The organism is Sporosarcina sp. GW1-11, assembly GCF_033088395.1.
Taxonomy (GTDB): Bacteria; Bacillota; Bacilli; order Bacillales_A; family Planococcaceae; genus Sporosarcina.
Genome location: NZ_JAPMIW010000005.1, coordinates 15,934 through 29,699 on the forward strand (window position 1 = coordinate 15,934; position 13,766 = coordinate 29,699).

Here is a 13,766-nt window from a genome sequence, read left to right on the forward strand (position 1 = left end):
CAATTGAATGAAACAAGGAAATATGCAAGACATATATTTGAATTCATTACGTAGGAATAACACGTTTGTTACGGTTTTTTTGCTAAATGGTTTTCAGTTAAAGGGACTTATTAAGTCATACGATAATTATACAGTGCTGCTCGAATCAGAAGGAAAACAGCAACTCATATACAAGCACGCGATTTCAACATATGTTCCAGCGAAACCCGTTAATTTAAAAGAAGAACAATAAATGGGTATATAATACGTGTTTCGGTTATAATGTTGGTTCACCGTATGCCCACAAGATTTGTATCCACCTGGAACGCAGTGAAACGGTATACTTACCACTTTCGTTTTTTATTCTGAAATCTAAAAACAGGCCTATGCCTGTTTTTTTGTTTCCTTTCCTATGGAAAATTCGATCGTTCTGCTAAAATAGAAGTTGGATAAAATGAAATGAGGTACTACACATGCTAATTGCACCAATTAATGAAGAGTTACTAATGAAAGCACAAGAGGCTGAAGAAGCTATTGAACCGTATGTGAAAAAAATAGAGGAAATTGCTTTTTATAATCAGCGTAAAGTCCTTCAAGCATTCAAGAAAAACCAAGTAAGCGACTTTCACTTAACTGGATCTACAGGCTATGGATATGATGACAGTGGACGAGATACGCTAGAACAAGTCTATTCCGATGTGTTTGGATCAGAAGATTGTCTAGTTAGAAATCAAATCATTTCTGGCACACATGCAATTACGATTAGTCTTTTTGGGATTTTACGTCCTGGAGATGAGCTGTTATACATAACTGGAAAGCCATATGACACGTTGGAATCCATTATTTCAGGAAACGGTAAGGATACAGGTTCATTAGAAGATTATCAGATTAGTTATCAGCATATTGACTTAAAAGAAGATGGGGCAGTGGATTACGCGAAAGCAAAAGAAGCGATTTCAGCGAAGACGAAAATCGTGGCGATTCAGCGTTCTAAAGGATATTCAAGTAATCCATCATTCCGCATACATGAAATAGAGCAGATGATTAAGGAAATCCGTAATATTAAAGAAGATGTGATTATCTTTGTCGATAACTGCTATGGTGAATTCGTAGAAATGAAGGAACCGACAGAAGTAGGAGCAGACTTGATGGCAGGTTCCTTAATAAAAAACCCGGGTGGCGGCTTGGCAAGAACAGGTGGTTATATCGCGGGTAAAAAAGAGTTAGTGGAGAAATGTGCGTATCGTATGACTTCCCCAGGATTAGGTGCTGAAGCGGGGGCTTCTCTTGATACGTTGCTTGAAATGTACCAAGGATTTTTCTTGGCACCGCATGTAGTGAGCCAAGCAGTAAAAGGGGCTTTATTTACTTCAGCATTTTTCGGAATGTTTGGCATGGATACGACACCGCATTATAGCGAACAGCGTACAGATCTCATTCAATCTGTTAACTTCACGAATGCTGAGCAAATGATTGCGTTTTGCCAAATGATTCAGCAAAATTCTCCAATCAACGCGCACTATGCACCTGAACCTTCCTATATGCCAGGTTATACAGATGATGTCATCATGGCTGCTGGAACATTTGTTCAAGGATCTAGCATTGAACTGACGGCTGATGGTCCAATCCGTCCACCATATACAGCATATATTCAGGGTGGGTTGACATATGAGCATGTAAAAACAGCTGTACTAACATCTATGGAGCAACTAGTAGAAAAAAAGCTGGTCTAAAAAAAGTGTATCAACAACCTTTGAAGGTTAGTTGATACACTTTTTTAATGGATCATTCGGTAGACACCAACGACTTTACCTAATATCGAAACTTTATCTACGATGATAGGTTCCATGGAAGAGTTTTCAGGCTGCAAGCGGAAGAAATCCTTTTCTTTAAAGAATCGCTTAACCGTTGCTTCATCTTCTTCAGTCATTGCTACAACGATTTCTCCGTTGGAAGCCGAATGTGTTTGTCTAACGATTACTCGGTCGCCATTTAATATACCTGCTTCAATCATACTATCTCCTACAATCTCAAGCATGAAGATCTCATCATCTGAAGATCCAAATGTATCTGGTAGAGGGAAATATTCTTCAATATTTTCAACGGCTGTAATAGGATTACCAGCAGTTACTTTACCAACTAATGGTACATGCATGACACCGCTTTTTAATTCGTCAAGGCCTTCTGGATCCAAGATTTCTATCGCACGAGGTTTCGTCGGGTCGCGTCGGATGAAACCTTTACTTTCTAAACGCGATAAGTGACCATGTACAGTCGAACTTGATGCTAATCCAACAGCTTCTCCAATTTCACGTACGGATGGGGGATAGCCTTTTAATCGCACTTCATCCTTGATGAATGCTAATATTTCTTCTTGTCTTTTAGATATCTTTTTCAAGTAATTCACCTCTTCGAATAGTTTAAAAATCGCTGAATACTAAACAATTATTTTGAATATAGTATAACATGTGTTCGATTACTAATCAAACAAAGGTTCTGATTTCCGCTTGACAGGCAATCGTACGTTCGCTTATAATTACTAATAAGTGCTACGAACATGTATTCTTAAAATGAAAATTCGAGGAGGACTTATTATGAACTTCATAATGAAATTTATTAAAGAAAATTATTACTTCGCGTTACTTTTACTAGTTTGTCTATCTTTTGCTTGGTATCAATTCGATCAGTTGGCAGAGGAAGATCATTATATGGAAATTGTTATTGATGAAGGAGATACGTTGTGGGGACTCGCATCTAGCTATTCTGATGGTATACCGAGGCAGCACTGGATTGATCAAGTAAGATCGTTAAATGAATTAACGTCAGACCAGATCAACTCAGGTGAATTATTACGTCTCCCTGTTAAACTAAAGAAAGGAACCGATTCTCGCGTCGCGGAACTAGGAGTGGAAGGTAGATGACAGAGAAGAAATGCGTGATTTATTGCCGTGTCAGTACAGAAAAAGAGACACAAGAGCAATCAATTATTAGACAACAAGAAGAATTGGAGCAATTAGCTAAAGAACTCTTCTATGAATGTGTGGAAGTATTCACAGATCGTCAGAGTGGCTATGATATGGATCGTGAAGGATTACTTTCACTATTGGATCGGATACAAAAGGGAGATATCGATGCTGTATTCATTCAAGATGAGACGAGATTAGGTAGAGGTAATGCAAGAGTAGCTATTTTGCACGTTATTGCCAAAAGTGAAACGACAGTCATATCAAACCATTCAAATGGCATGATTGAGTTAAATGAAATGGATACGATGTTGCTTGAGATTTTAGCACTCGTAGAAGAATATCAACGTAAATTACATAATGCAAAAATTCGTCGTGGAATGAAACGTGCGGTTCGAAGAGGATATGATCCTTCATTGAATTTACATTCTATCGACCAAGGCCCTGGAAGAGAAAGGCTGGAACTACCTATGGAAGAAATTGTCGCGCTACGTAGTAAAGGATTGACATTTGAAGAGATTGCTAACGTCTTGAAAGGTCTAGGTCATTCTGCCAGTAAAGCTACTGTTCATCGGAGATATAAAGAGTTTCAGGAGCGGGAACACTAATCGTTTGCACTTTTCCCCCATGTTGTTTACATTTTAATTAATGAAGATTTTTTGGAGGGTGTAAATATGTTGTCAGAAAAGAAGATGAAACGTATTAATGAATTGGCGAATAAAAAGAAAACAACAGGTCTATCGATTGAAGAAGCAAAGGAACAAACACTATTACGAAAAGAATATTTAGAAACTTTCCGTTCTAGTATGCGTGAAACTATCGAATCTGTAAAAGTGATTGATTCTGAAGGAAATGATGTCACACCTGAAAAAGTTAAAGAAGCAAGAGAAAATCAGAAGCCGCTAAATTAACGGCTAGAAGCTGATTTACATTGTAATTTTTATAAAAATTGACTACACTAGAGTAGGAATATGTACTATAAAACACTCAGATGAGACAGGACGGAAAGGATGTACAGAATGACCGAAAAGATCGATCAACTGGCAATAACGACAATCCGAACATTATCAATCGATGCGATTGAGAAAGCAAATTCAGGACACCCAGGCTTACCTATGGGGGCTGCTCCAATGGCTTACACGCTATGGACAAAACATCTACATCATAATCCAGCAAATCCACAATGGTTCAATCGTGACCGTTTTGTGCTTTCAGCAGGACATGGGTCTATGCTTTTATACAGCTTGCTACATTTAAGCGGCTATGGTTTAACAATTGATGATATTAAGAATTTCAGACAGTGGGATTCTAAAACACCAGGACATCCAGAGTATGGTCATACAGTTGGTGTAGAAGCTACTACAGGTCCACTAGGCCAAGGGATCGGAATGGCTGTAGGAATGGCGATGGCTGAGAAACATTTGGCTGCAACATATAATAAGCCTGGATTTGATATTGTCGATCACCATACATTCGCTCTTTGCGGAGATGGTGATTTGATGGAAGGTGTGGCAGCGGAAGCGATTTCTCTAGCTGGTCATCTACAACTTGATAAGTTAATTGTACTATATGATAGTAACGATATTTCTTTAGATGGCGATCTAGACATGTCGTTTTCTGAAAATATTAAAAAACGTTTTGAATCATACAACTGGAACTACGTGCGCGTAGATGATGGTAATAATATCGATTCTGTTGGTAAAGCAATAGAAGAAGCAAAAGGAAATACGGGCGGACCGACAATTATCGAAGTTAAAACGGTGATCGGTTATGGTTCTCCAAATAAATCCGGTAAAGCCGATGTGCACGGAGCACCATTGGGCAAGGAGGAAATGGCTCTTACAAAAGACTATTATAAGTGGACTTTTGAAGAAGAATTCCATGTGCCAACTGAAGTATATGATAACTTTAAACAAGCTGCAGAAGTGAATGGTGTTCAAAAAGAGCAACAATGGAATGACTTGTTCGAGCAATACGAAAACGAACATAAAGAATTAGCTGCACAATTGAAACGGTCGATTGCGAACGATCTTCCTGCGGATTTAAAAGAGCAAATGCCAGTATATGAACTCGGTCAATCAGTAGCGACGCGATCTGCATCAGGAGATTCAATTAATGCGTTAGCAACTGCTCTTCCCTCTTTATTTGGCGGCAGTGCTGATCTAGCAGGTTCTAATAAAACAACGATTAAAAATGCAGGAGATTTCTCTTCTGAGGATTATAAAGGTCGTAATATTTGGTTTGGTGTACGTGAATTTGCGATGGGAACTGCACTGAACGGTATGGCACTACATGGTGGTGTTTCTGTCTTCGGTGGAACGTTCTTCGTCTTTAGTGATTATGTACGACCTGCTATTCGTCTTTCTGCGTTGATGGGCTTGCCAGTCACATATGTATTTACACATGATAGTGTAGCTGTTGGAGAAGACGGTCCTACACACGAACCAGTAGAACAGCTTGCTTCATTACGCGCGATGCCTGGACTATCAATCATTCGTCCGGCAGATGGTAACGAAACATCAGCAGCTTGGTATGCGGCAATCTCATCAAAAGATACACCGACAGTTCTTGTCTTGTCTCGACAAAATCTAAATGTATTGCCTAATTCAAAAGAATTAGCAATGGATTCTGTACAAAAAGGTGCATATGTTGTGTCTCCTGCTACGAAAGAGCAAGCGGACGGTATTCTAATCGCTAGCGGCTCTGAAGTGAATTTGGCAGTAGAAGCACAAGCTGCTCTTAAAGCCCAGAATATCGACGTTAGTGTCGTTTCTATGCCATCTTGGGACTTGTTCGAGAAACAAGACCAAGCGTATAAAGATTCTGTTCTTCCTAAGGCAGTGAAGAAAAGAGTGACGATTGAAATGGGTGCTTCTATCGGATGGCATAAATATGCTGGTGATGAAGGTGCTGTTATGGCAATCGATACATTTGGTGCTAGTGCGCCTGGAGATTTAGTTATTGAGAAATATGGCTTTACTGTAGATAACGTAGTGAAGAAAATGACAGAACTCGTCAATAAATAAGTAGTTATCTACTATTCTACACACCATTCTTCGTAAGTAGGCGAAGGGTGGTGTGTTTTTTTATTGCAATTTTCATTCGTACCTTTACGACAATAATAGTGAGGAAGTTTTCCGTGAAATGACATGATTCTAATGTGACAAGCTCTATGATTAAGTTCAGGGGGTGTTCGTCATGAGGAAATACGAAATCTTCAAAATTAAATCTGAATATCAATCCTTTATTATGGGACGTGAACGTTTGTTATTTGAATTGTTAGCAGTGGGTCCTTCTACGAACTATCAAGAGATTGAATATTTATGTGATCAGCTCAACGATATGGAAATAGATCAGATTATCCGTCTGAAGTTAAGCAAATGCTTCGATAAGATAGATTCCCATCATAATGAGTATCGCTTGACGCATCTGATTAAAGGAGAAGTGTTTATCAAGCTAGGGACGCATTGCATCGAAGTATATTGTCAAGGTTCTCGCATGTTGGACTTGGATTTATTTGTGGCATTATCTACCTCAACTGATCGATTTTTCGCGGTAATGAATGAACAGGAAGAGTGTGGTTGGCTAAAACCGGTAAAATATTCGGATCGTATGATACTAGAAAATACAATGATGTGAAAACTTCCGCATAATTCAACAAGAGTCATTGCTATTCACTGCTGCTATGTTGTATAATCCTTCTTGGTAGTATTCAATCGAAACATTTTTAGTGAAGGAGGTATGGCAGCAATGACAATGAATCTAATACTAGCGATTGTCTTGATCGTCATCGCATTGATCGGTGGAGTAGCACTTGGCTTTTTCATCGCACGTAGATATATGATGAAATATTTGAAGGAAAATCCACCAATTAACGAGCAAATGCTTCGAATGATGATGATGCAAATGGGACAAAAACCTTCACAAAAGAAAATCAATCAAATGATGGCTCAAATGAACAAAGTACAAGATAAGCCAGATAAAAAGAAATAAGTAAAACTCCGTGATTGGCTTATGCCCACACGGAGTTTTTGTTTTGCAGAAAAATCATCGCTATTAAGATAACCGAAAACGATGTAAAAATGTTTGGACGGTACGTTCATACTCTTCAGGGTTATCATTATAGGATTTTGCATGAGCACCTTTGGCAAAGAGTTTCATCATTTTATCGCCTTCTTTTAACTCATACAATTCCTCTGTCATACGAGGTAGAATGAACTTGTCTTCCAAACTGTGTATGAACAACACCGGTTTATCAATGAATTTCATGACTTCTCTTGGAGATACAGCAGCTGATGTGTAACCATCTCGTATCTTCAAAAATAGATTGGCGACACGCAAACTCATGGAAGTCTTAAAAGGCATTTCAGTTCGAATGATATGAAGAAGTTGCTCAGAAAAGTCCGAAAATGGGCAATCTGAAATATAAAAATCTGCTTCATCCTCGTACGTTCCCGCATATAATAGCGTCGTTGCGGCTCCCATTGATTCCCCGTGTATTCCGACTAGCGCGCGTTTCCCGACTCTTTCACGCACAGCTGAAACGACTTCTTTTAAATCCATCTTTTCATAAAATCCAAAACTTGTGGTCTTCCCCCCTGAATCCCCATGCCGACGATGATCAAAAATAACAGAATTAAATCCTAATCGCTCAAATAAACGAGCGTATTTAATAGAGTTCACTTTGTTTTCGGTAACACCATGACAGATTACGACCGTTCTTGTCGTATCTAATGGGCGTAAAAAAATAGCACGTAAATTATAGCCGTTGGGCGATGGAATCCACATATCATCTTTTCTAACGGTTTCAAACCATTGACGATCAAATCGTTTGGCTAGCACCTCTCGCTGCAAGATGAATTCTGAATCCTTAATTTTAAGATACATCATTCGATTGGTCACGAGTATACCAAAAATCGTCAGGATTGCCGTGAAAACACTTGAAATAATTCCGGTAATAAAGATAAGTCTTCGCTTCAACTAACATTCTCCTTTCTCTTATATAACTGGTACATGGCTGTATCGATAGGTCGGGATAGGTAAGGTGCTACTATATCAACGGCCCGGCAAATAGCTTCTCGATCTAAGCCGGTATCAATTTGCAACGATTCAAGCAAGTAGAGTACATCCTCAGTAGCTACGTTGCCAGTTGAACCAGGCGCAAATGGACAGCCCCCAAGTCCTCCAGCAGATGTATCAAAGCGGTCGATGCCAGCCTGTAGCGCGGAGTAAATATTCGCCAGACCTAATTTACGTGTATCGTGAAAATGCGCGGTGATTAATACGTTAGGAAACTGTTCTTTCAACGAGTGAAATAATGAATAGCTCGCTGCAGGATTTGCCATTCCGTCTGTATCGGCTACGCTTAATTCATCCACACCTATGTCGCTAAATTTCCGACATAAGTCCAACGTCTTCTCTGGTGCAATAAATCCTTCATATGGACAGTGGAAAGCTGTGGAAATGCAAGCGCGAACGAAATATCCATCTTTTTTTAATTGGTCAATTAACGGCAGTAACGAAGCGACACTTTCTGCTGTTGTTTGATTAATATTTTTTTTGTTAAATGTATCACTAACGCCTACAAAAACTGCCATGCTCTTAGCGCCAGCTTCTTTTGCTGTAGCAATTCCTTTAGCATTCGGTGTTAAGACAAATTGTCTACCTTTTTTTACTACTTGCTGCATAATTACTGTGGAATCCGCCATTTGCGGTACCCATTTAGGTGATACGAATGAAGTAACTTCCATTTCTTGAATCCCTGCTTGCTGTAATGCGTGAATAAAGGATAGCTTTGCTTCTGTCGGGATACTGTTTTTTTCATTTTGCAATCCATCGCGAGGTCCAACCTCGATTAGTGTCACATTCTTTGGTAAACTAAACATAATCATCCCTCCCTTTTACTATTGTACGTAAAAACGAAGAGTAAGGGCAATGCAAAACGCTTACTAAATTCGGGTTATGAAAAGAGTTGGGATCGGACTATACAAAATGAAAGAAAGTAGTGAGGAATATGGCTAAGAAAATGAAAAAACAACAACATAAGCAGCATTCTAATCAACAACAGAAAGTAACAGATGAATCCGCGACTTCCCTCTCGGATTTAGTAAGTGATGACGTACTGGCGAAATTGAAAAATGCAAAGCAGCATTTAACGGTGGCTGAAGAAAAGAAAAAAGAGCAAGAAAAAGAACAAAGAATACAAGAACGGAAAGACCGTGAAAAAAATAAAACTTTTGAAGAGTTACTAGAAGAGTATGGCGACAGTGGAGCAAAATATTAAGTCAGTTTACCAAATAGCATGTAGTTACGCTATAATGAATTGTAAAAGGGCAATTCATTAAAGGGTTACCCAGTATAGGGGGATATCATGAAATTTCTATATATAGTGTATTGTGAAAAAAATGCAGTCCACCAACTACAGTTATCGAAAGAAATGGTTTATAAAGTCCACCAAGCGCCTATTGAACATGCGGTTGTGGCGTGGATCCGAAAAAACGTAGTGTTGCCTATAGAGATTGATGGGGTTACATATTTTGAATTTCCTAAAGTAAAGGTGAAACTACTTTACGATATTCTACTAAAAGCACACGCTGAACAGTCAGCGGATTCATCCCGTCCGTGGAAGTATCTCCCCATTCCTAGCGAAGTAGGGTATCCTTATAAACTAGCGGAGTACGAGAAAGAATATGGTCTAATTTACTATGAATCGCTTTATAAATACATAACCGTGTTTGGAATCATTTTAAATATCTTTGATTTTGACAACAAACGATTACTAGTGTGCATACAATAAAGAGTTTATATAATAAGTAGTATGAATGTACGGTTCAGGAGGGATAATATGAAGCAGATTGATTTGGAGTTATATGAATACTTGGTATCTAAACTTCCTGAAATAACAGAAGCGTGGCTAGCGATGAGAAAAGTGGAAGAAGGATCGATTTATTCACTTACGGCTAGTGGGAAAATGGAAGAAAGGCTTCGTGAGCAAAATAGACTAACGATTTTGACGATTTCTAGTAGTTTATTGGAAGACACAGTGTTGTTTGAGAAAAACAAAAAAGAATGGGCGGCTGTAGTTGCACTAAGTAGAGTGAACAGTAATACGCCAATTGAAGAAGTGTTAGAAGCATTGAGCAATGTACGTTTAACGTATTGGAGATTTTTAAAAGATTTTTATGTTACGAATGAAATGCGTATTACGATTCAAGACTATGTTCGTTGGAGTGAAACGATTAACAGAGCATTTGATCAAATTTATGTAAACTTCGCAGAAACCTATAATGAATACATGAGTGCTAAAATTAACCACCAACAGACTTTGATTAATGAATTAAGCTCTCCAGTCATTAAATTAACACCTAACATTGGGGTTGTTCCTTTGATTGGTGATATGGATGAATTACGGGCGCACATCATGTTGCAAAGTATTCCTGAGAAATGTTTAGAAGCTGATATTACTCATTTGTTTATAGATTTGTCAGGTGTTTCCGTAATTGACACATTAGTAGCTCAACAGATTTTTCAGATTACACAAGTACTTGCATTACTTGGCACGAAATCCACAATTACAGGAATACGTCCGGAAATTGCACATGCTTCAACAGAACTAGGTCTAGATTTCTCAAATATCCAGACATTTAGTTCACTGCAACAAGCGTTTGCAAAAGAATTTAAAATCATGGAAAATTAAAAACCAGGTCATTCCATTATTTTGGAATGACCTGGTTTTTACGATCGTTACTGATTTTTTGTTTGAAAGTCTACCATGAACTGTTGTAATGCTTGGCAAGCTGCATATGGAACTGCATTGTATGCAGAAGCACGGCATCCACCTACAGAACGGTGTCCGTTTAAGCCGACAAATCCAGCTTCTTTTGCTTCTTGTAAAAACTGCTTTTCAAGTTGCTCATCAGCTACACGGAATGTAATATTCATAAGTGAACGGCTATTCTTTTCTGCATGTCCTGTATAGAAGCCATTGCTATTGTCAATTACATCATAAATTAGCTTTGCTTTTTCTTCGTTATTCTTCGCGATTTTTTCTAGTCCACCTTGTTGCTCCATCCATCCCAACACTTCACCTAACATATAAATCCCAAAGGAAGGTGGTGTGTTATATAGTGAATTATTTGAAGCATGTGTACTGTATTTCAAAATAGTTGGAATAGTTGAATTTGCATTTTCCAATAAATCTTTGCGAATAATTGCAACTGTTACACCGGAAGGGCCTAGATTTTTTTGTGCACCAGCATAAATCATACCGAATTTACTAACATCTATTGGACGTGACAAAATATCACTAGACATATCTGCGATTAACGGAACGTTTCCAGTCTCAGGGAACTCGTGGAACTGAGTACCGAAAATTGTGTTATTTGATGTGATGTGAACATATGCATCTTGCTCATCATACTGAATTTCTTCAGTAGAAGGGACACGGTTGTAGTTCGTTTCTTTTGTAGAAGCTGCTTCGTACACTTCACCAATCATTTTACCTTCTTTAAGTGCTTTATCAGACCAAGCACCAGACATAATGTAGCTTGCCTTTTTACCTTCTGCAAGGAAATTCATTGGAACCATTGCAAATTGAAGGCTTGCTCCACCTTGTAAAAATAATACTTCATAGTTTTCTGGAATTGAGAACAATGAACGTAAGCGTGTAATTGCTTGATTATGTACTTCTTCATAAGTAGCGCTACGGTGGCTCATCTCCATAATTGACATTCCTGATGATTTGAAATCAACGAGCTCCGACTGTGCTTTTTCTAACACTTCATGTGGAAGAGCGGATGGACCCGCGTTAAAGTTATATACAGACTTCTGGTTACTCAACAAAATCACTCCTTCATAAATTTACAACACTAAGGTAAAGTATATATGAAAAAATGAACATGTGGAATAGATATCTGTAGTTTCACAATAAATACACTTTTAATCTTATGGCGCTATTGTTTGTTTACATGGAAACTTGGGTAAATTGTTAGCAAATGAAATATATAGTTGATATACGACATTTAATAAAACCGTAAGAAAGTCGTGGAGGAGATGTCATGAAAACAGACGGCAGAAGAAAAAGTTCAAATGTTGAAGATAGAAGAGGTAGAGGTAGGGGCGGAGGAGGGGCTATTGCATTAGGCGGTGGCGGCCTAGGTATTGTCGGTATTATTCTTTTTTTAATACTAGGTGGTAACCCAACAGACTTACTAGATAATAGTGCTACAAAGACCGATCAGCCCTATGTGGAGACAGAACAAGAACGCGAATTAGCTGAATTTGTTTCGGTCGTATTAGCTGACACGGAAGATATTTGGACAGAACTATTCCAGCAACAAGGTCTTCAATACGAAAACCCTACATTGGTTCTTTATACAGGGCAGGTGGACACAGCGTGTGGATACGGAAGTGCTGCTGCTGGACCCTTTTATTGCCCGGGTGATAGGAAACTCTATATCGATTTGGAATTTTACAATGAACTACAGTCTTCCTTCAAAGCACCTGGAGACTTTGCGATGGCTTACGTTGTCGCGCATGAAGTAGGTCACCATGTGCAAACATTGTTAGGGATTTCTGATCAAGTCATGCCGTTACGGAAAAAAATGAGTGAGGAAGAATTTAATAAATACTTAGTGCGATTTGAATTACAAGCAGATTACTTTGCGGGTGTCTGGGCACATCATGCACAAGGTCGCGGGTACTTGGAAAAAGGGGATTTGCAAGAAGCAATTACTGCAGCAGGAGCTGTTGGAGACGACACGATTCAAAAAAGAGCAAGGGGCTATGTCGTGCCAGAAAGCTTCACCCACGGTTCAGCGAAACAACGTATCTATTGGTTTGAACATGGATTTGAGTTAGGTACAATTAAAGGCGGAGACACATTTAATCAAATAGAAAAATAAACAAACGCCACTCATTCCTAATCTGAACGAGTGGCGTTTGTTATTTAGTTCGTTACAAGAATATTGTTATGGCAGAAGGAACTATTACTACTTGTACATCAAGTAATCTATTCATATGAACACGGATCAATATTGGCCGTTGCAAATGTATCAAGGATTTGTGCGTTGCCTAGTTTGATTCTTTCAGGATGCGTGTACAAATTAAAAGTTGAACCACGAATAAAACCAACTGTCGTAATTCCAAGATCTTCAGCTAGTGTTAATGCTAATTCAGTAGGAGCAGACTTTGATAAAACAATCTCGCAGCCGATTTTTGCTACTTTTAATAAAATTTCCGATGAGATTCGACCGCTGAAAACGATTATTTTATTACGTACTGGAATCTGGTTCTTTAAACAATGTCCATATATTTTATCAAGTGCATTATGTCGTCCTATGTCCATTCTAGATAAAAGAAGTCCATCTGGATCACATAATGCCGCATTATGGACACCACCAGTATGCCGAAACATTTCTGCCTGTTCTTCCATCTCGTTCATCAAAGAAAAAATTTGTTCAGGTGTTAGCTGTACCGATCGGTCATTCATTTTTTTAGCAGTCAACGCATCGCTTGCAAAGATAAACCCTTGTCTGCTCATACCGCAACATGATGTGATATAGCGCTTATTCTGTAATTGTTCAAAGAAAGGATAGACTTTGTCTGTTTTTACGTAAATAAAGCCATTTTCCAAATCCAAATGAATATCTTTAATTTGCTCCCACTTTGGCACAACGCCTTCAGATGCCAAAAAGCCGACTATCATATCCTCGATATACTCTGGTGTACAAACGATGGTCGCAAACTCTTGGCCATTCAGCTTAATTGTTACCGCGAATTCTGTAGCTACTTGATCGTTTTTCACACTAGATCGACCGTTTTGGT

At 38.6% G+C, this 13,766-nt stretch carries 17 protein-coding genes; 12 read left to right on the forward strand and 5 right to left on the reverse strand.

What is annotated here, in order from left to right; genetic code table 11:
* Positions 1 to 7 precede the first annotated feature (7 nt).
* Complete coding sequence (gene hfq / locus ORD22_RS04840) at positions 8 to 232, forward strand: RNA chaperone Hfq (protein WP_317644779.1); 225 nt, start codon at positions 8 to 10, stop codon at positions 230 to 232.
* A gap of 220 nt (positions 233 to 452) precedes the next feature.
* Positions 453 to 1,712, forward strand: coding sequence for a methionine gamma-lyase family protein (locus ORD22_RS04845; RefSeq protein ID WP_317644781.1), 1,260 nt, complete (start codon positions 453 to 455; stop codon positions 1,710 to 1,712).
* Between the two features lie 44 nt (positions 1,713 to 1,756).
* On the opposite strand, the gene lexA is transcribed toward ORD22_RS04845, so the two are convergent.
* The gene (lexA, locus tag ORD22_RS04850; RefSeq protein ID WP_317644783.1) at positions 1,757 to 2,377 is read right to left on the reverse strand and encodes a transcriptional repressor LexA; all 621 of its coding nucleotides are present in this window, start codon (positions 2,375 to 2,377) and stop codon (positions 1,757 to 1,759) included.
* A 196-nt stretch (positions 2,378 to 2,573) separates the two neighbouring features.
* On the opposite strand from lexA, the gene yneA reads away from it, so the two are divergent.
* The 6 genes from yneA (at position 2,574) to ORD22_RS04880 (ending at position 6,935) form a co-directional block, all read left to right on the forward strand.
* Positions 2,574 to 2,900, forward strand: a complete 327-nt coding sequence (gene yneA / locus ORD22_RS04855) for a cell division suppressor protein YneA (RefSeq protein ID WP_317644785.1) — start codon at positions 2,574 to 2,576, stop codon at positions 2,898 to 2,900.
* Positions 2,897 to 3,550: a YneB family resolvase-like protein gene (locus ORD22_RS04860; protein WP_317644786.1), complete on the forward strand. Its 654-nt coding sequence runs from the start codon at positions 2,897 to 2,899 to the stop codon at positions 3,548 to 3,550. Before yneA ends, ORD22_RS04860 begins: the two co-directional genes overlap by 4 nt.
* A gap of 66 nt (positions 3,551 to 3,616) precedes the next feature.
* A complete protein-coding gene (locus tag ORD22_RS04865; RefSeq protein WP_317644788.1) occupies positions 3,617 to 3,853 on the forward strand; it encodes a DUF896 domain-containing protein in 237 nt (78 codons plus the stop codon).
* Positions 3,854 to 3,961: 108 nt separating this feature from the next.
* Positions 3,962 to 5,968 (forward strand): transketolase, encoded by a 2,007-nt coding sequence (gene tkt, locus ORD22_RS04870; protein WP_317644789.1) that lies wholly within the window; start codon positions 3,962 to 3,964, stop codon positions 5,966 to 5,968.
* 172 nt (positions 5,969 to 6,140) lie between these two features.
* Positions 6,141 to 6,581 carry a sporulation inhibitor of replication protein SirA gene (sirA, locus tag ORD22_RS04875; RefSeq protein WP_317644790.1) on the forward strand — a complete coding sequence of 147 codons (441 nt, stop codon included), beginning with the start codon at positions 6,141 to 6,143 and terminating at the stop codon, positions 6,579 to 6,581.
* Between the two features lie 117 nt (positions 6,582 to 6,698).
* Entirely contained in the window at positions 6,699 to 6,935 is a 237-nt protein-coding gene (locus tag ORD22_RS04880; protein ID WP_114925815.1) for a YneF family protein, read from the forward strand.
* A gap of 63 nt (positions 6,936 to 6,998) precedes the next feature.
* Here the strand turns inward: ORD22_RS04880 and ORD22_RS04885 are convergent, their stop codons facing one another.
* Both ORD22_RS04885 and ORD22_RS04890 read right to left on the reverse strand, forming a co-directional pair.
* Positions 6,999 to 7,922: an alpha/beta hydrolase gene (locus tag ORD22_RS04885; protein WP_317644791.1), complete on the reverse strand. Its 924-nt coding sequence runs from the start codon at positions 7,920 to 7,922 to the stop codon at positions 6,999 to 7,001.
* Entirely contained in the window at positions 7,919 to 8,827 is a 909-nt protein-coding gene (locus ORD22_RS04890) for a hydroxymethylglutaryl-CoA lyase (RefSeq protein ID WP_317644792.1), read from the reverse strand. The genes ORD22_RS04885 and ORD22_RS04890 overlap by 4 nt, the downstream gene beginning before the upstream one ends.
* A gap of 128 nt (positions 8,828 to 8,955) precedes the next feature.
* Here ORD22_RS04890 and ORD22_RS04895 point away from each other — a divergent pair, with 128 nt between their 5' ends.
* The 3 genes from ORD22_RS04895 (at position 8,956) to ORD22_RS04905 (ending at position 10,638) form a co-directional block, all read left to right on the forward strand.
* Positions 8,956 to 9,225: a YqkE family protein gene (locus tag ORD22_RS04895; RefSeq protein WP_317644793.1), complete on the forward strand. Its 270-nt coding sequence runs from the start codon at positions 8,956 to 8,958 to the stop codon at positions 9,223 to 9,225.
* An 87-nt stretch (positions 9,226 to 9,312) separates the two neighbouring features.
* Positions 9,313 to 9,738, forward strand: a complete 426-nt coding sequence (locus ORD22_RS04900; protein WP_317644794.1) for a hypothetical protein — start codon at positions 9,313 to 9,315, stop codon at positions 9,736 to 9,738.
* 48 nt (positions 9,739 to 9,786) lie between these two features.
* Positions 9,787 to 10,638: an STAS domain-containing protein gene (locus tag ORD22_RS04905; protein WP_317644795.1), complete on the forward strand. Its 852-nt coding sequence runs from the start codon at positions 9,787 to 9,789 to the stop codon at positions 10,636 to 10,638.
* Between the two features lie 47 nt (positions 10,639 to 10,685).
* Here the strand turns inward: ORD22_RS04905 and serC are convergent, their stop codons facing one another.
* On the reverse strand, positions 10,686 to 11,783 hold the full coding sequence (gene serC, locus ORD22_RS04910; protein ID WP_411567618.1) for a 3-phosphoserine/phosphohydroxythreonine transaminase: 1,098 nt from the start codon (positions 11,781 to 11,783) through the stop codon (positions 10,686 to 10,688).
* A gap of 215 nt (positions 11,784 to 11,998) precedes the next feature.
* Between serC and ypfJ the strand changes: the two genes are divergently transcribed.
* Entirely contained in the window at positions 11,999 to 12,844 is an 846-nt protein-coding gene (gene ypfJ, locus ORD22_RS04915) for a KPN_02809 family neutral zinc metallopeptidase (RefSeq protein WP_317644798.1), read from the forward strand.
* Positions 12,845 to 12,951: 107 nt separating this feature from the next.
* Here ypfJ and fdhD read toward each other — a convergent pair whose 3' ends face one another.
* Entirely contained in the window at positions 12,952 to 13,746 is a 795-nt protein-coding gene (gene fdhD / locus ORD22_RS04920; protein ID WP_317644925.1) for a formate dehydrogenase accessory sulfurtransferase FdhD, read from the reverse strand.
* Positions 13,747 to 13,766: the final 20 nt, after the last annotated feature.

Bases quoted from the DNA above. Each gene is read 5' to 3' on its own strand.
- hfq (WP_317644779.1), top strand. From the start codon at position 8: ATGAAACAAGGAAATATGCAAGACATATATTTGAATTCATTACGTAGG.
- ORD22_RS04845 (WP_317644781.1), top strand. From the start codon at position 453: ATGCTAATTGCACCAATTAATGAAGAGTTACTAATGAAAGCACAAGAG.
- yneA (WP_317644785.1), top strand. From the start codon at position 2,574: ATGAACTTCATAATGAAATTTATTAAAGAAAATTATTACTTCGCGTTA.
- ORD22_RS04860 (WP_317644786.1), top strand. From the start codon at position 2,897: ATGACAGAGAAGAAATGCGTGATTTATTGCCGTGTCAGTACAGAAAAA.
- ORD22_RS04865 (WP_317644788.1), top strand. From the start codon at position 3,617: ATGTTGTCAGAAAAGAAGATGAAACGTATTAATGAATTGGCGAATAAA.
- tkt (WP_317644789.1), top strand. From the start codon at position 3,962: ATGACCGAAAAGATCGATCAACTGGCAATAACGACAATCCGAACATTA.
- sirA (WP_317644790.1), top strand. From the start codon at position 6,141: ATGAGGAAATACGAAATCTTCAAAATTAAATCTGAATATCAATCCTTT.
- ORD22_RS04880 (WP_114925815.1), top strand. From the start codon at position 6,699: ATGAATCTAATACTAGCGATTGTCTTGATCGTCATCGCATTGATCGGT.
- ORD22_RS04890 (WP_317644792.1), bottom strand. From the start codon at position 8,827: ATGTTTAGTTTACCAAAGAATGTGACACTAATCGAGGTTGGACCTCGC.
- ORD22_RS04895 (WP_317644793.1), top strand. From the start codon at position 8,956: ATGGCTAAGAAAATGAAAAAACAACAACATAAGCAGCATTCTAATCAA.
- ORD22_RS04900 (WP_317644794.1), top strand. From the start codon at position 9,313: ATGAAATTTCTATATATAGTGTATTGTGAAAAAAATGCAGTCCACCAA.
- ORD22_RS04905 (WP_317644795.1), top strand. From the start codon at position 9,787: ATGAAGCAGATTGATTTGGAGTTATATGAATACTTGGTATCTAAACTT.
- ypfJ (WP_317644798.1), top strand. From the start codon at position 11,999: ATGAAAACAGACGGCAGAAGAAAAAGTTCAAATGTTGAAGATAGAAGA.